This is a genomic window from Shewanella sp. 10N.286.52.E4 (assembly GCF_041468785.1).
In the GTDB taxonomy this organism is placed as follows: domain Bacteria; phylum Pseudomonadota; class Gammaproteobacteria; order Enterobacterales; family Shewanellaceae; genus Shewanella; species Shewanella electrodiphila.
Genome location: NZ_JBFRJJ010000069.1, coordinates 1 through 21,889, shown reverse-complemented (window position 1 = coordinate 21,889; position 21,889 = coordinate 1). Strand labels below are relative to the sequence as shown.

General features: G+C 41.2%; 18 protein-coding genes. 10 read left to right on the top strand and 8 right to left on the bottom strand.

The window, feature by feature from the left end:
• Nucleotides 1-296: 296 nt before the first annotated feature.
• The 6 genes from AB4153_RS21145 to metB all read right to left on the bottom strand — a co-directional run bounded on the left by AB4153_RS21145 (nucleotide 297) and on the right by metB (nucleotide 7,040).
• Nucleotides 297-830, bottom strand: a complete 534-nt coding sequence (locus AB4153_RS21145; RefSeq protein ID WP_102526652.1) for an SRPBCC family protein — start codon at nucleotides 828-830, stop codon at nucleotides 297-299.
• Between the two features lie 156 nt (nucleotides 831-986).
• Nucleotides 987-1,235 (bottom strand): cysteine-rich CWC family protein, encoded by a 249-nt coding sequence (locus tag AB4153_RS21140; protein WP_102526653.1) that lies wholly within the window; start codon nucleotides 1,233-1,235, stop codon nucleotides 987-989.
• A gap of 210 nt (nucleotides 1,236-1,445) precedes the next feature.
• Nucleotides 1,446-2,501, bottom strand: coding sequence for a c-type cytochrome (locus tag AB4153_RS21135; RefSeq protein WP_371998572.1), 1,056 nt, complete (start codon nucleotides 2,499-2,501; stop codon nucleotides 1,446-1,448).
• 9 nt (nucleotides 2,502-2,510) lie between these two features.
• A complete protein-coding gene (locus AB4153_RS21130; protein WP_371998573.1) occupies nucleotides 2,511-3,104 on the bottom strand; it encodes a cytochrome c in 594 nt (197 codons plus the stop codon).
• A gap of 283 nt (nucleotides 3,105-3,387) precedes the next feature.
• Nucleotides 3,388-5,781, bottom strand: a complete 2,394-nt coding sequence (locus AB4153_RS21125; RefSeq protein WP_371998571.1) for a bifunctional aspartate kinase/homoserine dehydrogenase II — start codon at nucleotides 5,779-5,781, stop codon at nucleotides 3,388-3,390.
• A gap of 98 nt (nucleotides 5,782-5,879) precedes the next feature.
• Nucleotides 5,880-7,040, bottom strand: coding sequence for a cystathionine gamma-synthase (gene metB / locus AB4153_RS21120; RefSeq protein ID WP_371998570.1), 1,161 nt, complete (start codon nucleotides 7,038-7,040; stop codon nucleotides 5,880-5,882).
• A 223-nt stretch (nucleotides 7,041-7,263) separates the two neighbouring features.
• Here metB and metJ point away from each other — a divergent pair, with 223 nt between their 5' ends.
• Nucleotides 7,264-7,581: a met regulon transcriptional regulator MetJ gene (gene metJ, locus AB4153_RS21115; protein WP_102526657.1), complete on the top strand. Its 318-nt coding sequence runs from the start codon at nucleotides 7,264-7,266 to the stop codon at nucleotides 7,579-7,581.
• A 152-nt stretch (nucleotides 7,582-7,733) separates the two neighbouring features.
• Nucleotides 7,734-8,474, top strand: a complete 741-nt coding sequence (locus AB4153_RS21110) for a sulfite exporter TauE/SafE family protein (protein ID WP_102526658.1) — start codon at nucleotides 7,734-7,736, stop codon at nucleotides 8,472-8,474.
• A gap of 90 nt (nucleotides 8,475-8,564) precedes the next feature.
• Here the strand turns inward: AB4153_RS21110 and AB4153_RS21105 are convergent, their stop codons facing one another.
• Entirely contained in the window at nucleotides 8,565-9,791 is a 1,227-nt protein-coding gene (locus AB4153_RS21105) for a conjugal transfer protein TraF (RefSeq protein ID WP_303514842.1), read from the bottom strand.
• A 120-nt stretch (nucleotides 9,792-9,911) separates the two neighbouring features.
• Nucleotides 9,912-10,820 carry a LysR family transcriptional regulator gene (locus AB4153_RS21100; protein WP_102526660.1) on the bottom strand — a complete coding sequence of 303 codons (909 nt, stop codon included), beginning with the start codon at nucleotides 10,818-10,820 and terminating at the stop codon, nucleotides 9,912-9,914.
• 110 nt (nucleotides 10,821-10,930) lie between these two features.
• Between AB4153_RS21100 and AB4153_RS21095 the strand changes: the two genes are divergently transcribed.
• The 8 genes from AB4153_RS21095 to AB4153_RS21060 form a co-directional block, all read left to right on the top strand.
• Entirely contained in the window at nucleotides 10,931-11,650 is a 720-nt protein-coding gene (locus tag AB4153_RS21095) for an SDR family oxidoreductase (RefSeq protein ID WP_102526661.1), read from the top strand.
• A gap of 433 nt (nucleotides 11,651-12,083) precedes the next feature.
• Nucleotides 12,084-12,413 carry a c-type cytochrome gene (locus tag AB4153_RS21090; RefSeq protein ID WP_102528766.1) on the top strand — a complete coding sequence of 110 codons (330 nt, stop codon included), beginning with the start codon at nucleotides 12,084-12,086 and terminating at the stop codon, nucleotides 12,411-12,413.
• Between the two features lie 166 nt (nucleotides 12,414-12,579).
• On the top strand, nucleotides 12,580-14,322 hold the full coding sequence (locus tag AB4153_RS21085; RefSeq protein WP_229371253.1) for a DUF3373 domain-containing protein: 1,743 nt from the start codon (nucleotides 12,580-12,582) through the stop codon (nucleotides 14,320-14,322).
• A 45-nt stretch (nucleotides 14,323-14,367) separates the two neighbouring features.
• On the top strand, nucleotides 14,368-15,774 hold the full coding sequence (locus AB4153_RS21080) for a tetrathionate reductase family octaheme c-type cytochrome (RefSeq protein WP_198589584.1): 1,407 nt from the start codon (nucleotides 14,368-14,370) through the stop codon (nucleotides 15,772-15,774).
• 335 nt (nucleotides 15,775-16,109) lie between these two features.
• The gene (locus tag AB4153_RS21075) at nucleotides 16,110-17,783 is read left to right on the top strand and encodes an ABC transporter transmembrane domain-containing protein (RefSeq protein ID WP_371998569.1); all 1,674 of its coding nucleotides are present in this window, start codon (nucleotides 16,110-16,112) and stop codon (nucleotides 17,781-17,783) included.
• Complete coding sequence (locus tag AB4153_RS21070; RefSeq protein WP_371998568.1) at nucleotides 17,780-19,882, top strand: peptidase domain-containing ABC transporter; 2,103 nt, start codon at nucleotides 17,780-17,782, stop codon at nucleotides 19,880-19,882. Before AB4153_RS21075 ends, AB4153_RS21070 begins: the two co-directional genes overlap by 4 nt.
• Nucleotides 19,875-21,200, top strand: a complete 1,326-nt coding sequence (locus tag AB4153_RS21065) for an HlyD family type I secretion periplasmic adaptor subunit (RefSeq protein ID WP_102528762.1) — start codon at nucleotides 19,875-19,877, stop codon at nucleotides 21,198-21,200. Before AB4153_RS21070 ends, AB4153_RS21065 begins: the two co-directional genes overlap by 8 nt.
• Before the next feature lie 9 nt (nucleotides 21,201-21,209).
• Nucleotides 21,210-21,889: hypothetical protein (locus AB4153_RS21060; RefSeq protein ID WP_133149773.1), on the top strand; the 680-nt coding region annotated here is incomplete at its 3' end.

The following is a 21,889-nucleotide window of genomic DNA, read 5'->3' as shown; positions in this document are numbered from 1 at the left end:
AGCGCCACGACTTTGATTTTGACGTTGATTTAGACTTTGATTTAGATGTTTATTCAAATCTAGAAATCATTAGCTAACTAAAGCTGCTAACAAATCTTGTGGCGGAAATGAGTTTACCAATATCGTCCCTACCCGATCTTAATCAGCAAAGAAAACACAGTTCCTATAAGAACTATGCTTTCATTCAGTTCACCCACATATTCATAGATATTTACCATTATAATGAGTGTTACACCTTTAGGGGGGCATAACATAATTTCCCTTCTCATGTTCTTTGAGGGAAGTAGAATATCTAACTAGTTTTCGAGTATGACTTTCAGATTATCCAAACCTTGTTGTAAGTCATTACCAATCACAGTTTCAAAATCCATAAATAGCATCATTAAATTCATTGGGTAATTCATATGTCCACTAAACCCCCAATTAACTTGAGTTTGATTACTATCAATGGGTTTAAAGCTAATGTATGCAGGCGATGTGGCTTCGAAAGGACTTAAAAATCGCAGCTCATAATCGATACGTTGATTGGGAATTATCTTAATAATTTCTTGCTCGCCAACACCCACGTCTGGGTTTTTGCTGGCCCACGCTGACACAAATCCTACACTGCCATCATTACCCTTGTAGGTTTTTTCCATATTAGGGTCCATCTGTGCCCACTTACTAAAATCATTCTGATTTTTTAGGTATTTAACGTAGTCATATACGGTTTCATTAGCTTGATTAATCACTATACTGCGCTCGACAAAGTAGTCTTGTTTCACGAAAAGTGCGGTAATGAAGGGAATAGCAATAATGACAGCAAGAACTAGGAGTATTTTTTTTATCATGATGTTGATCCTAATGTGATGATAATTAAGTATATCAACCACTTTCAACATCACTATGCGAATTTAACAATAAATCAACAATCATTATTAACGCAGCGTAAAGCTCGCACTCAACAATGCTAATTCGCCTCACAACTTAAATAAGATCTCATTTAGTTATTGGGTTAACTTTTGATAACAGCTTTGGCAGATACAGGCTTTACCAGATAGTCCCGCTAATAACTCAGGATCTATTTTTGCTTTGCCAGATTGAGTTAAGCACCAACAACTTTCTATTGATAAACCCGCTGTCACAGCACACTTATTTTCTTTAAGGCATATTGGGCACGTTAATGGCTCAGCCACTTGTTGTTTTTTGTCAGACTCAAGATGGCGATATACCTGCACAACTTCTTTCTTTGTCATCTCTTATAAATACCTTGTTACCCTAACTTCACGTGAATATGACTTCAGTTAATTTTTCACGGGTTAAGTTTAAAAGCTAACTGTTTCGTTTTCTGCCAGTAGCTGCACAGTATAAAACAAAAAATCGGTGCCGAAGCACCGTAGATGATTGAAGTTTTAAAGGATGTTTCCTTATTCAGGCTTTATTATATGTTTCCCTACTCATGTTTCTTATTTAGACGCAGGAAAGATAGGATAAGATTTAGAACCTAATATCACTGAGGGATCTACTGCACTGGGTTTTCCATAAAAACCTTCATGCTGATGATATTTTGCCTGAGTCTCAGCGACATTACCTTTATATCTCGGATCTTGAGGGCGCTCATGGGCATTAACAAATGCAGCTACATCCCAAGCTTGTTGAACCGTTAGCTGAATACTTTTACCTAATGGCATATTTTCATAAATGAAATTAGCTGCGGTATTGACTCGATGCATGCCTGCCCCCCAATTATAGCTCTGAGGCCCCCATAACGGTGGCAACGCACTCACGTTTGCCATTTTGTAACCTTGACCATCATCAGCATGACAAGTCTGACAATGAGCTTGGTAAACCGCTTCGCCCCTTTCAACAGAATAAGCTAACTCTGGCTTAGCTAACTTAGGAAAACCTCGTCCTGGTAGCATAGTCAGCTCCTTTTGATCGAGCTTTGAAGTGACAGTTTCAGGTAAAGGGAAATCCTCTCTATTACCGCCCTTAAGCAACTCAACATCAGTCATTTCTGGCACAGGTCCAGTAATGCCAAATTGATTCATCAATCCACTCATCACTAACCAATATGAATAAGCTGAAATCGCCACCAAAGGCTCACTCCCAGATTCAGGCGCTTTACCGTTCATTGAATAGGTAAAACAGCCCTGAATTCGCTCTTCAAAGCTATTCACTTTATCGTTTTTCTTACGATAAGCTGGATACGCCATATAAGCGCCCCACAATGGTGATGCATTGGCTTTATTCCCCGCATTCATGTGGCAATTCACGCAGTTTAGTTCGTTACCAACGTAGGTATCTCGCATTTGCTGACTATTAACAAATAACTGATAGCCTTTTCTGACTTTATCGCCGAACTCGCCTTTAGGGATAGTGGATAATGGACTTGGCATAAGGTATTGCGCATTTGCCTCTTTCGCCACTGAGGGAAGTTGTGCTTGTCTATCAGGTAACTCTGCTGCCGATATGCTCATGCTAAATAACACACCCGCCGCTGAAAAATAATATCGCTTCATCGTATGTCCTTATTTCTGAGCCGAAAAATATTGAGTTAACGCATCAATTTCTGCAGCGGTGAGCTTTTTAGCTATGCTGCCCATCATATTGTCAACATCACCTTTACGGGTTCCTGACTGCCATGCCAATAATTGATTCTTAAGGTAAGTAGGTTCTTGTCCGGCAAGACGAGGAAACTGACCCTCGCCAATACCAGACGGGCCATGACAACTGGTACAAGCTGGAATATCCCGTTGCCAATCCCCTTGATATGCTAGTTTCTCGCCAATGTCGTCGATGACCACTTTATCACCACGATACTGAAGCTTGATCTCAGCCACTGGTTTAGCAGCAAAAAAGTCCGATACCACTTTGATGTTATCGCCTTGGACTGTCATCGCCATAGCCATCATTGTTGGATTTTGACGAAAACCAGTCTGAAAATGACTCACTTGTGCGGCAATATACTCGCTGGATAACCCCGCTAAACGAGGCCCTACAACACCGAGCCCTTCACCATTTACGCCGTGACAGCTTAGACAAACTTGAGCTGCTGCTGGCACTGTTTGCAATAACTCCTTTGGTGATTCGTCAGGAATATTAGCCATCACACTAAAACTCATAACACTGCATAAAAAGATACTGCTCAACACGGCAGAATTTACACTCGTCAAACAGTCATCTTTTAAACGATTTTTTGTATCCATTTATCAGCCTCTTATTGAAGTCCATCTCCGACTTAATACCACTATAAACAAAAATGGCACACTTAAATAGAATGTTTTTCGTACAAATTAATTGAATGCTAATTAATAGACTAACCCTAATATTTAGCTAGAAAAAAAGGCTTGTCCCATTTAGGAATAAGCCTTTAATAAGTAATGTAAAACTAAACTACAGCACGATTTACTCTTGCAGTAGGTCCTTACAGATCTGAACTAAGTCAGACTGCACTGCTGCCGCAGTGACCTCTCTACCCGCGCCTGGACCTCGAATAATCAATGGGTTGCCTTGATAAAATGCACTGCGAATAACAAACACATTGTCGCCTGGGGTTAAGTTGGCATAAGGATGATTTGAATCAACCCATTGAATGCCCACTTCAGCGTGCATCTTGCCATCGACTTTATCGAGTGATGCCACATAGCGAAGTACTTTGTTTTGCTCTGATGCCGCTGTAAATTGTTGCAACATGCTTTGGTCTAACTCACCGATGCGTGCTAAGAAATCATCCAAAGATAAATCCGCTAGCGTTTCTGGCACTAAAGAGTTTAGAACAATATCTTCAAGTTCAATTTCAAAACCAATTTCACGTGCCAGAATTAACAACTTGCGCTGCATATCTCGACCTGAAAGATCATCGCGAGGATCGGGCTCTGTTATCCCTAATCCACGTGCTTCAATCACTAATTCAGAAAATGATTTTTGCCCATCATAGTGTTCAAACAGCCAACATAATGTACCCGAGAATATACCGCCAACCGCTTCAATCGCGTCACCACTATTACGCAAGTCATTTAATGCATGTTGAATCGGTAATCCTGCGCCACAACTGGCGTTATAACGCCAAAATAAGCGGCGATTACTGAGCTGTTGTTTCAGTTCACGGTAAAACGGCAATGGTCCAGAACCAGCAAGTTTATTGGCACTCACCATATGAATGCCGCGTGCAAATAACTCTGGGTATTGCAGTGTTAAACTCGCGCTAGCACTGATATCTAATGCAACTAATTCATCGCAATCAAGCTGTTCTAACTGTTCAAATAAACTTGGGTAATCCCACTTTTTAGCAGTGGTATCAAAGTCATCTTGCCAGTTATTGATATCAATACCTTGAGGACAAATTAATGCCTCTTTCGAGCTCAACAAACCAACTAGTTGCACTGTCGCTTCTAGTTCACGGTTTAATGATGCTGATGAGCGTTGAAATAGATCGATCCATGCTTCACCAATATTACCGACACCTAACAGTAAAACACCAATTCGCATGCGCGGGCCTGCGCAGCGACGGTGGACCTTTTGGGTCAATAAATTCACTTGTGATTTAGGCACTAAAGTGACAAGACTTAATCCATCTTGATATAAAGGTTTAGCATCACGACTTAATAAACGCGCAAAACTACGACGGTAATGTTCGGCATCGGCGCTTACTAGAGCAACTAAGCCTAAATCGTTATTCACACAAATATCAGTGATCGCCAGCGTTTCGGCATGTAACTCAATTAAACTATGTACTTGCTTTTGATTCTCAAGCGTAAAAGCTAACTCGACCTTATGATGCGCCGATGTCCAGTAGGCTAGAGGAGCAATCCCCTCCTGGGCGAGTAAATCAATTAGGTCTTGTGTTGGTGACTGCTGCTTAATCCGAAACAGCACCACTTCGTTTAGATTAGTCACCACTGGCGCACTGGCCGATGAGCTTTGTGGCGCGATTAAGGTAAAGTCGGTATGTGATGCATAGCTTGAGCGCACTGCTAAACTAACATTAGTGTCAAACAGTGGCTGTAGTGTGCGACTGTGAAGCACTGGGGAGCCTAAATGCGCAAGGCGGTCAGCTTCAGCAAGCGACATGCTATTAAGTAACTTTGCATCACTGATTTTATTAGGGTCGGCATTAAACACCCCTTCTACATCAGTCCAAATTGTCACGCGTTCAATGTCCGCTAAGCTGGCAATTAACGTCGCACTGTAGTCAGAGCCATTACGGCCCAGTAATAGGGTTTCGTTATGTTGATTCGCGCAAATAAACCCTGTGATCACTAGACGCTCATCAGGGTGTGCTTCAAGAAGTTTTTGCACTCTTTGACGTGACTCTTCAATGCGAATATTTGGCACTACGCCTTCATCTGCCACAAGAATAGAACACGCATCAACATTAATTGCCGCCACGCCAGATTCACGTAACAAAGCAGCCATGAGTCTAGCTGACCAACGTTCACCAAAACTCAGGACATGATTAAGTTGGAACTCATTTCGCTGCTCAAGGGATAGTAAGCTGATAAGTTGAGACTTATCAGTAGATAATCGTTCACGTAAATCACGAGCTTGTTCATTTGAAAGAAGTTGTTCAATGAGGTTTTGTTGATAACTCACAAGTACTTGCAGCTCTTCTTGCCACAATTCACCTGTTTCACGAAGCGATAATAACTTATACAAAAAGTTAGTACTCTTACCCGCAGCAGACACAACGACTAAATCATCACAGTTTCCATGAGTAAGCAAAATATGGGCGACGCGGCGATAGCAATCAGCATCCGCTAAACTTGAACCACCAAACTTATGTAAATGACTGCGGGTCATTTGTAACTCCTTAAACCACTTTTTGCGCTGCCATATGTACTGAATATGGCAACAATAAAATCTTACTGACTTAACTTATGACAATCTAATTTATTAGCTTAAAGCTCAGCAACTGCAGCTAAACCAGCTTGGATATCAGTAATCAAATCTTCAGCATCTTCAATACCGACTGATAATCTCAGCAATGTATCTTTAATACCAGCCTCATATCGGGCTTCTGGCACCATTGCTCTGTGTGTCATTGTCGCAGGTACGGCAACTAAGCTTTCCACTCCGCCTAAGCTTTCAGCAACACTGAATATTGATAAGGCTTCTAAGAAAGCAACAACTTCAGCTTCGCCACCTTTAAGTTCAAAACTTAACATAGCGCCAAAGCCTTTTTGCTGTTTAGCGGCAATATCGTGACCTGGGTGGTCTTTTAACCCTGGGTAATATACTTTTTCGACAACATCACTGGCTTGAAGGACTTCAATCACTCGTTGTGCATTGATTTGATGCTCACGAATACGTACAGCCAATGTACGAATGCCGCGCAAAGTTAGGTAGCTATCAAAGGCTGAACCTGTCAGACCTAAAGTGTTTGACCACCAATGTAATAGCTCACCAAGTTCAGCATCTTTAGCCACGACAGCGCCGCCAACCACATCACTATGACCATTGATGTATTTAGTGGTCGAGTGCATCACAATATCAGCGCCCAGCTCTAGCGGTTGTTGCAAGATAGGCGAAAGAAAGGTGTTATCAACAACAACTAAAGCATCCACTTTATGGCTCGCAGCCACAATCGCTTTGATATCAACAACACGTAATAACGGATTAGACGGAGTTTCTAACCAAACCATTTTAGGCTTTTGCGCAATCGCATCTGCCAGTGCTTTATCATCAGTTTGATCAACTACGATTAATTTAAATTGACCTTTGTTGGCAAGATTAGTGAACAGTCGATAACTGCCGCCATAACAATCATGTGGTACAACTAATAAATCTTCAGGACCAAGCAAGCTAGTCACTAAAGTAATCGCTGCCATACCGGTACATGTCACAACACCTGTAGCACCATTTTCAAGTTTGGCTATTGCCTCACCTAAAACGCAACGGGTTGGGTTACCAGAGCGGCTGTAGTCGAATTCTCTTGGGTTTGTGTGTCCATCAAACGAGTAGTTAGTCGAAAGATAAATCGGCGGGACTACTGCGCCATATTGAGTATCGGATTCGATACCTTGGCGAACGGCAAGTGTAGCAGCGCGATGTTTGGTCATAATAATCTCCTGAAGATTGACACACTCATGAATAATACACCATAGAGATGTCTAGATGGCTAAATGTACCTAAGCTAAATCAGATCGTCAACACAAATTAGACGTTTAGACGTCTAAACATAAAGAAATCTATTTGCATTCGTTATAGAATAACAGCAATAATTTGACTGTAATAAATAAGCAGTTAAAATCTGCCACGAATCTATCGTATAAAGGTGAGTTAATGACTGAATGGAATGGCGACTATATCAGCCCATATGCCGAACATGGCAAAAAAAATGAACAAGTTAAAAAAATCACGGTATCGATTCCTTTAAAAGTACTAAAAGTGCTAACCGATGAACGTACTCGCCGTCAGGTAAATAACTTGCGTCATGCAACCAACAGTGAACTTTTGTGTGAAGCCTTTTTACATGCGTACACTGGCCAGCCTCTACCAAATGATGATGACTTATCTAAAGAAGGCCCTGATAGCATCCCAAGTGAAGCAAAAGCACTAATGGATCAAATGGGTATTGAGTGGGAAGACTTAGACGACTAAGTCTATTGTCAGTATGCTTTCAAGCTGACTGGCAAGTGTGATAATAAATCAATTTTGTGCTTACATTACGGTGTAAGCCTTCATTGATAAGCTCCCCCTCCTCTTCGCAATATGACAATACTTGAGTCAAATTTGCACTCAAAGAGAACACTATGGCATTTATCGATCCGCAAACCTTGATGCTGGCATCGGCTATTATATTTCTCGGTGCACTCACTCAAGGGCTTATTGGTTTTGGCTTAGCTGTTGTTGCTAGCCCATTGCTATATATTATTGATCCCCAACTTGTACCTGCCCCTGTTATTGCTTGCGGTTTTTCAATCGCTTTACTTACTTTATTACGTGAGCGCACATCCCTGCAATTCAACGGACTTCAATATGCACTCATTGGCCGTGTACCTGGCGGCTTTCTTGGCGCAGCATTACTGGTCTTTGCGCCGCAATCCATATTAGGTCTGGCTATTGCCTTTATTGTTGCCAGTGCTGTCATTCTAAGTTTTTATAAAATCACCGCACCAGTCAATCGCTTCACGCTATTTATCGCTGGGATTCTTTCTGGGGTTTTCGGTAATATTGCCGCTATTGGTGGCCCGCCTTTGGCTATTTTATTAGCCGGAAAAGATGCACCGCAATTTCGCGCGGCATTATCGATTTTCTTTGTATTCAGCTCTATGATTGCAATGATCATTTTATTCATCGTTGGCTTAGTTGAAATGAAGCATGTTTGGTTGTCTTTAATGCTCTTACCATCAGTATTTTTAGGCAGTTTTGTCGCGGGCAAACTCAGCAACAAAGTAGATAAACAAAAAACGCGCACAGCCACATTGGTATTGTGCGGCTTAAGTGCCTTAGTGTTGACGATAAAGTCATTAATTGAATTGTCGGCAGGATAAAAGTGGCTAAGAGGTAACTCACTAGACATGCACTAGGTATGCACTAGAAATAGGATAGATTGCTTCGAAGCGAGTCTACACCAAGCCAGCCTAAAAGTGATAAGAGGTTTGTAGTACTGCCCCAATGGCGTCATCTTCACCATAGCTACCACTCATATCAAGCTTGAATGCTTGACCAATGGCAAAGCCAGTACCAAATGAGTAGATATCGACACTGTTATCTTTCAAATCATGACGGTAGCCCATACGAAGCGACAACCAGTCTGTTGCTTTAAACTCCCCTCCCATGCGCCAATACTGAACGGCATCAAACTCTTTAAATCGGCTCTGTTCAACGAGGTCAATATCTGTGGTTAAGGTTATCGATGTCCAATCATATGCAGCGCCAGCAGTAATTAATGGCTCCACTTGATAATGAAATTCACGGCCTTGCGCTTCCACCGTTTTGATAGTTTTACTGAATAAATTACGTGCTGATAAACCGATAGTAAGGGCATCTAATGGCTCAAAAGCGACCCCGATATCAAGGTTAAATACGTTCTCATTATTGCGGTACTTATCATCATCAAAATCATCGGCATCGAAATTATTGGCGTTTACTGAATAATGATAAGTATCGATACGTTGAAACTTAGGTGAAATCCCCACTCTTACTGGCATGTTCACAATCGATAACGGAAAACTTAACGCCACACCAAAATCTGTCACCCCACCAGCAAGTACAACACCTTGAGAATCTAAATCAGTAATATCAGCTGGAGGGTTGAGAGGATCTAATGTATTTAAGGTATCGATATCCGACTGTGCTATATCAGCAATACCAACAGCATCGAGATAACTCTTATAAAACACGGCCATTGGCATACGTTCATTAGGAATAACAATCGCAGCGCCGATCCCAGCTGATAACTCGGCCCGATTGCCTTTTAATGATTCCAAGTCAATAACTAAGTCATCTCGATAACCTTCAACATCACTGCTATCACCCGAATTAATTGCCGCCTCCAGTCCATCATAAGAGTCCTGCAAAGAGTCGAATTTATCAATCATGTTATCGCTATCGGCGCCTTCAGCCCCCACAACAGGAAGCAGTAAAGAGAACTGTTGTGCTTTTTTTATCTCAGCAGCACTATAACTTGAATGGGGAGTGAGAATGGAAAGTAAAGCAGGATTAATAAAGCTTGCGCCAATACGATTTGATGCAGCTACACCAGTGCCGCCCATACTGTCACTTCGCGCTTCAAAATAAAGCCCGCTGGCTTGCACATTGCTGGCAAACACAAGTAAACAGAAAGCTAGCGCTAGTCTTTTTTGCATCCATCATTCCCAATTCTTATTGTTTAATAAACATAGTAGAAATCGGCAGATAAATGTTTAAACAATCAAAAATAATGCAAAAATGTTAATCTATTTTGGCATGCTATTCTTAAGTTTTTTCTATAAATCAGGTAGATAACTTTTAAAGTTATCTAAGGTGAATTGAATAAATTTTTTCAATCGCTCAGGTTGAAATTTGTCTTTATGATAGAGCACATAAAACGGTGTATCGGGAATATGCCAATCTTGAAATACTTCGACTAATTGGTGCTGACTTATTTCTTCAGCGCAATACAAATAAGGTAGCCTCACTATGCCATTGCCAGCTAATGCACTGAGTTTCATTGCTCTACCATTTTTACACCTGAAACTTCCTTTTATCGCCACTTCTACACTTTCGTGAGTATTGGTTTTATGGGCGAAACGCCAATGGTTTATTGATCCCACAATACAAGTATGTCGATTAAGCAAGGTAGGATGCGCAGGTATCGCATGCTGAGCTAAATAATTTGGAGATGCTAATGTGCAGTTTTTAATATCCATTAACTTACGTGCAATAAGCCCAGAATCTGCCAACTCCCCCATTCTAAACACCACGTCAAAATGATCTTCAATCAGATCGACTCGCTGACTGCTGAAATCTAAATCTATGGTGATATCAGGATATAATTGAATAAAGTCATTCACTAATGCAACAACGATTTCTTCGCCTAAAAAGCCCCCAACACAGTTAATATAAATATTCCCCTTGAGACGTTCAGCACTATCCACCGTCATACTGACAGCTTGCTCTATTTGATGTAACGCTTGCTGACATTGCAGTAAAAAACTCTCACCTTGGTCAGTTAAACGTTGAGTGCGTGTCGTTCTGACAATTAAGGTCACCCCTAAAAACGTCTCCAAACTAAGTAATTGCTTAGATATATGGGATCGAGAACAGCCCAAGGCTTCAGCAGCTTGAGTAAAGTTACCCAACTCAGCAATAACAACAAACGCGCGGATATCGACTAAATTTATATCACTATTCAACTCACCCTCCATTAGAGATCATATGTAAACAATTATGTTCTTTATTGATTATATATCACCAATAAGTCTTTCTCTATAATTCTCACAACTTACAAACAGAGGTCAAAATCATGAAACAACTTATCGTAATTACTGGTGCATCTTCAGGTATTGGCGCAGCGATGGCTAAAGCATTTAGCGCTAAAGGCCACCCACTTTTATTACTTGCTCGTCGTGTAGAAAAAATGGAAGCGCTTAAACTTGAAAATAGCTTAAGCATCAGTGTCGATGTGACCGATGCGACAGCAATGAAGGCTGCTATTGCTAGTGCAGAAGCACAATATGGCCCTGTAGGTTGCTTGATTAATAACGCTGGCGTGATGTTATTAGGTCAAGCAGATGTGCAAAATCCAGCAGAGTGGAGCCAAATGCTCAACGTTAACGTGATGGGTGTTTTAAATGGTATCCACTGCGTTCTTGCAGATATGAAGGCACGCAAAACAGGCACTATCATTAACGTTAGCTCAGTTGCGGGTCGTAAAACTTTCCCTAATCACGCAGCTTATTGTGCGACTAAATTCGCTGTTCATGCCCTCACTGAAAACATCCGTGAAGAAGTGGCAATGGACGATGTGCGTATGGTGACGATTGCACCAGGCGCAGTTGAAACTGAATTGCTTAGCCATACCACTAGCCAAGACATTAAAGATGGCTACGCAGACTGGAAAGAAGTGATGGGCGGTGTATTAGCTGCTGAACATATTGCAGAAACAGCCGTCTTTGCTTATGAAATGCCACAAAATGTTTGTGTGCGAGAAATTGTGTTAGCACCAACTCGTCAACAGCCATAATAGGCAATTAGCTCATGTACGTTATTTAGATTTAGGCGACACTTCATCATCGCACTCAATATGCACTGTATTTACTGCAGTGCATATTAAACACACCCTAACAATTTACCCCTATGCAACCTTCATCTATCACTTTAGATATAGTCAAATATCAAAATTGTGATCTCAATCTTGTTTCAAAATCACTAAAAAACCACCTTACATAATAGCTACTAGTTAGAAATAATATTAATTACCATAAAAATCAGCAACTAAAGAAAAACCTCACACATTCATTAGATTTTTTTCAATTATATTTTATTCAATTAGATTTTTATAATTTACTTGATCCTCCTCAACAATATCCTTTATCACAAGTGTTAAATTAAGTAACAAGAAACACCTATTTAGACAAAAACCATTAACAATAAAAATTATTTAAAGTAAGGGACTGATGATGAAAACCATGAATAAGATATTTATATGCGTATCTCTCGCACTCTGTTTAGGAGCTCAGGTTCAAGCTGCTGATGGCGGTAATCCTAAAAAAGGTAAACACCTGTATAAAAAAGAATGCAAAGCCTGTCATAGCATGGGAGATGAAGGCGGTGAAATTACCCCAATGAGTAAAACCATGAGCCAGTGGGATAGATTTTTTAGACGTAATAAGCACAAAGCGAAAGCTGAAGTCTTTGAAGCTTTAAGTGAACAAGACTTATTAGATATTCAGCAATTCTTATATGACCATGCAGCCGATTCAGATCAACCACAAACTTGCGGTTAACTAACCTGGCTCGACTGTAAAACACATTTAAACCACCTAATTAATAAAAATATGGGGAATTCCTCAGGGATTAATGCTACCAAAATTCAGCAATCCCCCTAGGATTCCCAACATCAATCGAAGGCAGAAATATAAATTAACCTGCTGATTCGAAAGGAGAGATGTTATGCGTACTCTTATTTCACTGCTTGTTGCAAACGCGTTGATATTATCAGCGAGTGTTTATGCAAACGATGCTGATATTCAACGAGATAGTCTGAGTAAAACTGATGCTCAAAAAATGGCAGACCTTAAACAACAGTTAGCCGACATTAATGATGAAATTGATGACATTAATGATCGAGTTGATAAAAATGAGCGTCATACTGCACTTGATAGAATAGAAATCACTGGCGACTTTAGAACCAAAGTCCATTCACTTCATTATCAGGATGTCACTTGGAATCCTGCCATTAATGTCGATTTTAATGATTTTGGCGCTAAAGCGATGGGCGGCGAATTTGGTATGCCTGACGATGCAAGTTCACCACTAGCCCAAATGATGGCCGCTAACCCTAATCTAGCATCTGCATTTCAAAGCGGTCAGTTACAAGGGGTAATGCCTTATGTATTAGCCCCTAAAACTGCTCAAGATATTGATAATGACCTTTACTACACCACACGTTTAAGACTCAACCTCAAAGCAAAAGTGTGGGATAACGTCAGCTTTGCAGGCCGCCTGAGTATGTTTAAAAACTGGGGCGATTCAACTGGCGTGCAAGTATTTGATTCTTGGCGTTCATTTACCATGGATGGCACCAATAGCGGTAATCCAAGTGGCGACTGGTTACGAGTCGAACGCGCTTATTTTGACTGGAAAAACATTAACGGTTCACCACTTTATTTATCTATTGGACGTCGCCCATCAACTTACGGCCCACCAACCCAATATCGTGAAAATGAAAAACGTGGCGGCACTCCTTCTGGCCATTTAGTTAACTTTAACTTTGATGGCGCAACTATGGGTTATCACCTCAGTGATATTACTGGTGTCGAAGGCCAAGTTGTTCGCTTCTGTTACGGACAAGGCTTTGAATCACAGTGGGGTAACGGCGAAATGTTTGGTGATATCGTCACCAAAGATACTCACCTTGGCGGCTTTAATATCGACGCGATAAACGATGGTAAAAACTTCCTTCAATTTACCTTATTCGGCGCTAAAGATGTCAATGATGGCTTTAAAGGCACCATGGCTTTTCCAACTCAGCTTGCAGGTATATTTGCACCAACTATGTATCAAGACATGCAAAAGTTTGAAAACTTCAACTTTGTCACTCGCGTTCAGCCAAGTGATGTGATTGGCGATATGTTCTTAGGTGGTATTGGTTTTGCCCGCGAAGAAGATAACGACGTTAAATGGTTCTTATCAGGAGGCTGGACCCGAGCTGATGGTAATGGCAACGCAGGTATGTTTGGCGGCATGCTATCTGATGCTGTTTTTGAAGCGCAGCTTAACGCTGATGCCAGTGAAATTATCATGTTGCCTTCAGCTGCTGAAGACAGTGGCGCTAAAGATGGTTACGGAATTTATGTGGGCGTTCAAATCCCAGCGCCTTACGGAAAAGTCGGCCTCGAATATAACTATGGCTCTGAATACTGGACACCTTTCACCCAAGCTCAGGATGACCCGATTGGCAGCAAACTCGCTACTAGAGGCCATGTCGCTGAAGCCTATTATATGTTTGATATTAATCCAAAAATGTTCATTAAACTCGCAGGACTTTATTACGACTTTGAATACACAGGCAGTGGAACACCGGTTGGTAAACCACAAAAAGTCGATGATGTTGTCGCAGGTACTGCTTATTCAATGCTCCCTGTAGTTGATACCGCTTATGACATCAATGCATCGCTTACTGTTAATTTCTAACCTTAATTACTTCCCTCGGTTTTTACCGAGGGCAGGAGTCTTATTATGAAAATACTCATCGCCAGCTTAATGACCGGTGGATTATGTTGCTTTAGTTTATTTGCCAACGCGGCGAATCCACACAAAGAGTTTATTGAAGGCCCTTTTACTCAAGGCAGTGAGGTCACTACTCAGTGTATTGAATGTCATGAAGATCACGCTAAAGATGTCATGAAATCATCTCATTGGACATGGGAGCTTGAACAAGAGTTACCTGAGCGCACCGTGACCCGCGGAAAGAAAAACGCTATTAACAATTTTTGTATCGCAGTATCAGGTAACGAGCCACGATGCACCAGCTGCCATGCTGGTTATGGTTGGAAGGACGACAGTTTTGACTTTACTGATATGACCAAAGTCGACTGTTTAATTTGTCATGACACTACAGGCACTTACGTAAAAGATCCCGCTGGAGCAGGAGAAGTTCTCGCTAAGGTAAATCTAGAACGAGTGGCACAAAATGTAGGGGCGCCAGTGCGAGATAATTGCGGCAGTTGCCATTTCTATGGTGGCGGTGGTGATGGTGTAAAACACGGCGATTTAGACTCTTCAATGTCTTATCCAGACAAAGTCACTGACGTACATATGGACACCGACGGTAATGATTTCCAATGCCAAACTTGCCATACAACCGAAAGTCACCAGATAGCAGGCAATGCCATGGGCGTTTCACCTGGTGGTATGAGTGATATTGGCTGTGAAAACTGCCATGAAGCTGCACCACATACCAATAAACGTCTTAATACACACAGCAGCAGTATTGCCTGTCAAACCTGCCATATTCCTGAGTTTTCTAAAAATGAACCCACCAAAATGAGCTGGGATTGGTCAACCGCAGGACAAGACATTGAGCAAACTAAAGATCAATATGGCAAACATACTTACATGAAAAAGAAAGGCAGTTTTGTGTGGGCAAAAAATGTGAAACCTCAATATGCTTGGTATAACGGCAAAGCCGATGCTTATATGGCTGGTGATAAGATGGATCCTAACGCCATCACCAAGCTGACTTATCCTTTAGGTGATATTAATGATGCAGCGGCAAAGATATATCCATTTAAGGTTCATACTGGTAAGCAAATTTACGACAGTAAACAAAACATCTTCATTACCGCTAAAGTCTTTGGTAAAGGTGGTTACTGGAAAACATTTGACTGGGATAAAGCCGCTAAACTGGGTATGGAAGCTAATCAAGCAATGCTAGATAAAGGCATTAAATACAGTGGTGAATATGGCTTTGCAGAAACAGAAATGTGGTGGCGCATCAATCATATGGTGGCGCCAACCGAGCAAGCTTTAAACTGTAATGATTGCCACAATAAAGGCACAAGAATGGATTGGAAAGCTTTAGGTTATGAGGGCGACCCAATGAAGAATAAAGCAATGAAAAAACATGTGACAACCCAAGAATAATCAATAGTGTTACTTCATAAAAACTGCCCTATTAAAACGGGCAGTTTTTATGCTCATCGTCAAAGTTCCACGTAAGTTTAAAACCCTCGTTAGCTTCTCTAGTAATAAATACCCTTGCTAATAAAAATTCTTCTTTTTACTTCATTAAAATAATGCTAGCCCACTCAACCTTGCACATTGCAGTTACATGTCATCTGAATAGAAAATAAACTGTTGAAAATATAAGCGTTCATCCTTAAGTTAACCATGAACATACTAAAAAATAGTCTACGCTTTAATCTGAGCTTTTTATTATGTCATTGACTAGCCATGTTAACTAATAGGATGACTGTAGCATGCGAGAGAACTTTCGATTATTTTCAAGAAATAAAGCATTTCCAGAGTTACTGTTGTCTTCGACTTTTATCAATTTATTGTCGTTAGCGCTTCCTTTCACCATGCTACAGATTTATGACCGAATTTTGCCAAATCAAGGTTATGGCACCGCCACTATCTTAGTGTCTGGGGTTGCTATCGCCATATTGCTTGAACTGGTTTTAAGGTATGGCCGAAGTTGGCTGTTAGCCGCTTCTGCTGCAAATTTTGAATTAGAAACCACCACGGATGTGGTCAGCAAGTTAATGAAAGCTGACTACAATCATGTTGAGGCCATGGGTACAGGCCGAATAGCAAATGGGCTTGCTAGTATCGCCAGTATGCGAGAACTCTATTCAGGCCAAGCCATTGTCGCATTGATGGATTTTCCTTTTGTACTGATTTTTTTAGCATTAGTTGCCTATATTGGCGGCCCGTTAGTCTTCATACCGATTGCTGTCTGGCTTGTTGTTGGTGCACTGGTTTTCTATATTGGAAAAAAGTTAGCAACTGCGACTCACGCGTTAGCTTTATCTGATGCAGAACGAACTAGAATGTTGATTTTAGTCCTTTCAGGCTTAACGACTGCTAAAGCACTATCTTTAGAAGATCGTTTATCTGGCATTTATAACAACATCAATCACCAACGGCTTGAGAGTCAACAGCAAGTCGATTGGCTTTCGGCCAAGCTTCAAGAAGTCATTCAAGGTGCTGCACAAGGGACCACGCTGATATTAGTGATGTTAGGTTGTCTTGAAGTGCTCAACGGCTCATTGACAACTGGTGGATTAGCCGCCTGCTCTATATTAGCGGGTCGAGCGGTTGCGCCTTTAAGTGCGATTATTAGCTTACGGTCACGCTTGGTGAGTGCACAAACGGCAATGTCCCATGTTAATGACTTAACCCAACTTCCGGAGGAGTCTTTTCAAGGAACTAAAATCTATCAACAAAAATTGCCTTTAGGTCCTATTCACTTCGACAATATCAACAGTAAAAACCTTGGCACAGCTATCACTCATTTCAGCCATCACATTCAAGCGAATAGTTTGGTCACGTTGCAATCAAATCCATTAAGTCATGCAAGCCATCTGTTAAGTATTATCGCAGGATTTCAACAAGTATCAGCTGGTCAAGTGACGATTGATAATATTGCCATCCACCAACATGATTCTAAAGAGTTCAGACAGTCAATCACTTATGTAGCACCTTGGCCAACACTGTTTGCTGGCAGTTTATTAGAAAACATGACGATGTTTCGAGCCGAATTTGAACCTCAAGCTATGGCTATTGCAGACAGTTTAGGGCTCACAAGTAAAATAGCTGAACTACCCAATGGTTATCAAACAATGGTCGGTGATAGTGACAGCCAAATGTTGAATAAGGGCGCAATTAAGCTGATTGCGATTGTGCGAGCAATTGTGCAAAAACCTTCAATTTTATTACTAGATGAACCAATGATATCGCTTGATGCTGATGCACAAGGCCGTTTACTCGCCTTACTGCAACAATTAAAACAGCAAATGACAATAGTTGTTGCCTCTCATTTTACCGAGCTTGCAAGTTTAAGTGATGAATGTATTGAAATAAATGGCGTTGCGCACCGCGAGATGGACAAATCTACAATAACGAAAGCGGCACAGGAGGTAAGCTCATGAGCACGACTGAATTGGAGCTAAAACCACTTGTAGTTGACTTGTTCCAGCAACTTGGACTGTATACACAAGCCAGTAATATTGCTAACGATCATAATAACACTGATCTGAATACACTCGGGTTATCACGGTTATTGAAAAAGCATCAAATAGGCTTTTCAGTGACAAATAATACGGCAAAAAATCTGCATTTATCGATACACCCTTTCCTTGTTATTCCGCAAAATGAACCAGGGTTTATTGTCAGAAGGCAGGGCCATGTTTTTGAAGCATTAACAGGAAACCAATGGCAATCAATCGACTTAACTCAACTCAATGATACGGCTTATATTTTCTTAATCGAGTCGTTACCAACCACCAGAAAAAATGTTAATGCATTTGCCGCTCACATGAGTAAAAGAACCAAATGGTACAGACCGGTTTTTTGGCTAAGTTTACTCTCAAGTATCACCGGACTTGCAGTGCCATTTTTTACCATGGCTGTATACGATCGCGTCATAGGAGGCCAAAGCCCTGCTATTTTGCCTAGCATTGCACTGGGTGGTTTATTAGCGGTCGGAATATTGATTAGCACTCGACTTGCTCGCGCACAAATCTTATCAACAACCAGTAATCGTTTTGCTAGAGATCTGTCTGAAATCACTTTTTATCGCTTATTACATATGCCTTTAATGGTGTTATCTAGGGTAGGAATTTCAAATCATATCGCTCGAATGCGCAATGCGGAAAAAGTTCGCATGTTATTATCTGGCCCTGGCGGTGGGGGGCTGGTTGATTTGCCTTTTACCCTCATAGCCTTGTTCGCCATCATGTTTTTAAGCGGTTGGTTAGTCCTCGTGCCAATTGGTATGTTGATGCTTTATTACCTCGTGATGCAAGTACTCAATAAATATGTCCAAGCTGCTTCACCCACAATCAGCGGTGAGTATCAAAATGCGATGAGTGAGTTATCAAAAAACTTACTTCAATTAAAAGCTGCTGGTGATACCGAAGCTTGGCAAACCAAGTTTATTCGTCAAAGCCGTGAAAACAGTCGCCAAAATTTTCTCTATGCAAAGCGTAATGGTCTTAACGCTGCTGTTGCACATTCCCTCAGTTTATTTACTGCACTCATTACTGTTTTTACCGGTATCTTTTTAGTCTTAGATCAAACGATATCGCCAGGAGCACTCATTGCTTGTGTGATGATGATATGGCGAATTACAGGCCCAGCTCAGTTAGCTTTCTCATCGAAACAAAAATTCACCATGATGGATATTGCGGTCAAACAATTTGATCGTTTCATGCAAGCTAGCACCGAACAATCAGAATTAAGGCTAGACACGCCAGATAATACCAAAGCGCCATCATTAGCTTTCCAACACCTTACATTACGCTACAAAGCTGAGGGAGAGGCTGCATTGTCTGGCGTGACATTTGATGTAGAACCTGGCGAATTAGTGGCAATTATCGGTCCAAATGCTTGTGGTAAATCGACACTTTTACTGAGCGCATTAGGCGTATTAGAAGCTCAAGCTGGCTTTGTCACATTGAATGGTAAAAACCTTAAGCAGTATGACACTGAAATCTTTCGTCATTGGGCTGCATATAGTCCATCGCAGCCGGATATTTTCCCCGGTACATTAGCTGAAAATATCAGAATAGCAAAACCCAAAGCCAGCGATAAAGAAATTATTGATGCACTGATAAAAGCGGGAGGTGAGAGCTTCTTTAACAGCATTAATAATGACCTTAGCGTCGACTTACTAGGTGAGAATAATGCCATGCTATCAGCAATAGAGGGCAGCTATATCAACTTAGCACGTGCCATAATAAAGCAATCACCATTAATGTTATTAGATGAACCACTGCCCCACCGAAACCCACTTTCAAAAGCAACGTTGATAGAGACATTATTAAACCTTAAAGGTAAATCCACCGTACTGTTTACGAGTCACGATCAAGAGTTAATCCAACACGCTGACAAGGTCATTGTTCTAGATAAAGGTGCTGTGGTTTATGCAGGCCCAATACCAGACAAGGCTACTGAAGCATCAAACAAACCAGATACAACTGAATCCCCTTCGACCGTCGCCATGCAGGAGTCTCCAACCAATGGATAATCGTCAACTAGCTAACCGAGTATGGCCAGAACACGAATTTGCTGAAGCAATAGAAGCGCCCGCAGAGCGTAAAATCATTCGTAATATTATTTTAATTATTACAGGTTCAATATTAATCATGCTGATATGGTCAATTTTTACCAGCGTGGAAGAAATTTCTAAATCGAAAGGTCAAGTGGTGCCTCTGGGCCACCGCCAAGTTATTCAAAGTCGTTCAGGAGGAACGATTGCATCCGTTGTTGTTGAGGAAGGTGACGTTGTTAAAAAGGGAGATATTCTAGCGAGTTTTGTGTCTATCGATAGTCTATCCGCTGAAGAAGAACTCACCAGCAAACGGGCTAACCTCATTATGAGAATAGAACGCTACGATGCCTTTACCGAACAAAGAGAAGCTAACTTTAGCGAATTTGCAGTTGAGTACCCTCAACTCCTCAGGCTGCATAAATCATCATTGCAACGTATGAATGAAGAACGCTTTGCAATGGAGCAACTGTCTGAATCTGATATTGATAAAACTCAAGCGGAACTTGAAGGTCTAAAAGCTGAGATACCTCCGTTAAGCGATCAGATACAAACCGCAGAACAAACCCTAAATATGATGTTATCTGTCACAGCAGAGCAAGCGGTATCTAAACTTCGCATTTTAGAGTCGCAACAGAAACTGGATTCTTATATCCGTGAACTGAAATCGATGGAAAGTAAGCAACAGGTTCTATCAAAAAACTTAGTTAATTTAGAACGACAACTTAAGCAAAAACAAGCCTCGTTATTTAAAGAGGTTGGTGAAAAGCGTACCGACACTCAAGCTGAATTGTTAGGTGTTATTGCTAGGCTTAAATCTTCTGATTCTTTGGTGTCTCAAAACACAGTAACAGCGCCTGTTGACGGAATTATTCAATCCATCCCGACTAGTTCTACTGGCAGTGTAATTCAACCAGGTGGGACTGTCGCCGTCATTGTTCCAATGACTAAGACAGGCCTAATGGAAATTAAACTCTCACCTCGTGACATTGGCTTTGTTCATGTTGGTCAAAACGCTCGAATAAAAATTGATGCCTTTGATTACAGCCGCTATGGCGCGTTAGATGGCATTGTAAAACGTATTTCACCAAGCACAGATAAAGATGAAAAAGGCGGCGTATTTTATAAAGTGCAGCTTGCCATTGATAAGCCCTACTTTTTGGATAATCCCGATAGTTTTGCATTAATTCCAGGAATGACTGGCGAAGCAGATATTGTGACAGGTGAAAAAAGTGTCTTCCAGTACTTATGGAAACCAGTGTTCACCAACATTAACGAAGCATTTGGCGAAAGGTAGGAGTCCAACATGACAAAGGATAATAAGGGTCATCAATCTTCGGGCTCCGACCAAATACATTCTGATAATGAAATTCAAAAAGAGAATGATAAAACCGTTGACGTGAATGCTGCAGAGCAGAAAAAACGGGATAACAAAGCGAAACAAGCAGTAAAAAAAATTGATACGCAAGCGCAGAAACTTAAAGCCAAAGAACTGAGAGATACGGCACCGGTTAAAGGAGCTTTGAATCAAGATTTAGTGGCAGACAAAACGTCGCATAGTTTATCCGCCCATCAAACTCAACCTTCAACAAGCGAAAAGGTAGCCTCAAAAGCTGATAATACTACTCTCACAGCACCAAGTGAACGCATTAGCAATGTTGAGCAACAGGTCAAATTAAATGCAGTATCTGAAACAGCTGAAAATATTCCTGACTCAACGGCGAAAACCCAACAAGCGCTAGTTAAAGAGACCGGTTCAACTGAAACAACAGGCATAGACCACTCAGGTCAGTTTCGAGGTGGACATACCGCGATACAGGATATAAGTCAGTTTAAAACTGCGAAAATTTCACTTGCTGAACATTCGGAAAATCAGCATTTTAGCATCGACTTAAGCAGTCAACGTATTCACAACCCAGCCTTTGTCCCTCCCCAAGAGCCAAAACCACTCACTCCAGATGAATTAACTGGCACTGGCACTGGCAC

What these genes read in the sequence shown, in the direction of transcription:
- AB4153_RS21145 (WP_102526652.1), bottom strand. Translation starts at nt 830, where the DNA reads ATGATAAAAAAAATACTCCTAGTTCTTGCTGTCATTATTGCTATTCCC.
- AB4153_RS21140 (WP_102526653.1), bottom strand. Translation starts at nt 1,235, where the DNA reads ATGACAAAGAAAGAAGTTGTGCAGGTATATCGCCATCTTGAGTCTGAC.
- AB4153_RS21135 (WP_371998572.1), bottom strand. Translation starts at nt 2,501, where the DNA reads ATGAAGCGATATTATTTTTCAGCGGCGGGTGTGTTATTTAGCATGAGC.
- AB4153_RS21130 (WP_371998573.1), bottom strand. Translation starts at nt 3,104, where the DNA reads ATGAGTTTTAGTGTGATGGCTAATATTCCTGACGAATCACCAAAGGAG.
- AB4153_RS21125 (WP_371998571.1), bottom strand. Translation starts at nt 5,781, where the DNA reads ATGACCCGCAGTCATTTACATAAGTTTGGTGGTTCAAGTTTAGCGGAT.
- metB (WP_371998570.1), bottom strand. Translation starts at nt 7,040, where the DNA reads ATGACCAAACATCGCGCTGCTACACTTGCCGTTCGCCAAGGTATCGAA.
- metJ (WP_102526657.1), top strand. Translation starts at nt 7,264, where the DNA reads ATGACTGAATGGAATGGCGACTATATCAGCCCATATGCCGAACATGGC.
- AB4153_RS21110 (WP_102526658.1), top strand. Translation starts at nt 7,734, where the DNA reads ATGGCATTTATCGATCCGCAAACCTTGATGCTGGCATCGGCTATTATA.
- AB4153_RS21105 (WP_303514842.1), bottom strand. Translation starts at nt 9,791, where the DNA reads ATGCAAAAAAGACTAGCGCTAGCTTTCTGTTTACTTGTGTTTGCCAGC.
- AB4153_RS21095 (WP_102526661.1), top strand. Translation starts at nt 10,931, where the DNA reads ATGAAACAACTTATCGTAATTACTGGTGCATCTTCAGGTATTGGCGCA.
- AB4153_RS21090 (WP_102528766.1), top strand. Translation starts at nt 12,084, where the DNA reads ATGATGAAAACCATGAATAAGATATTTATATGCGTATCTCTCGCACTC.
- AB4153_RS21085 (WP_229371253.1), top strand. Translation starts at nt 12,580, where the DNA reads ATGCGTACTCTTATTTCACTGCTTGTTGCAAACGCGTTGATATTATCA.
- AB4153_RS21080 (WP_198589584.1), top strand. Translation starts at nt 14,368, where the DNA reads ATGAAAATACTCATCGCCAGCTTAATGACCGGTGGATTATGTTGCTTT.
- AB4153_RS21075 (WP_371998569.1), top strand. Translation starts at nt 16,110, where the DNA reads ATGCGAGAGAACTTTCGATTATTTTCAAGAAATAAAGCATTTCCAGAG.
- AB4153_RS21070 (WP_371998568.1), top strand. Translation starts at nt 17,780, where the DNA reads ATGAGCACGACTGAATTGGAGCTAAAACCACTTGTAGTTGACTTGTTC.
- AB4153_RS21065 (WP_102528762.1), top strand. Translation starts at nt 19,875, where the DNA reads ATGGATAATCGTCAACTAGCTAACCGAGTATGGCCAGAACACGAATTT.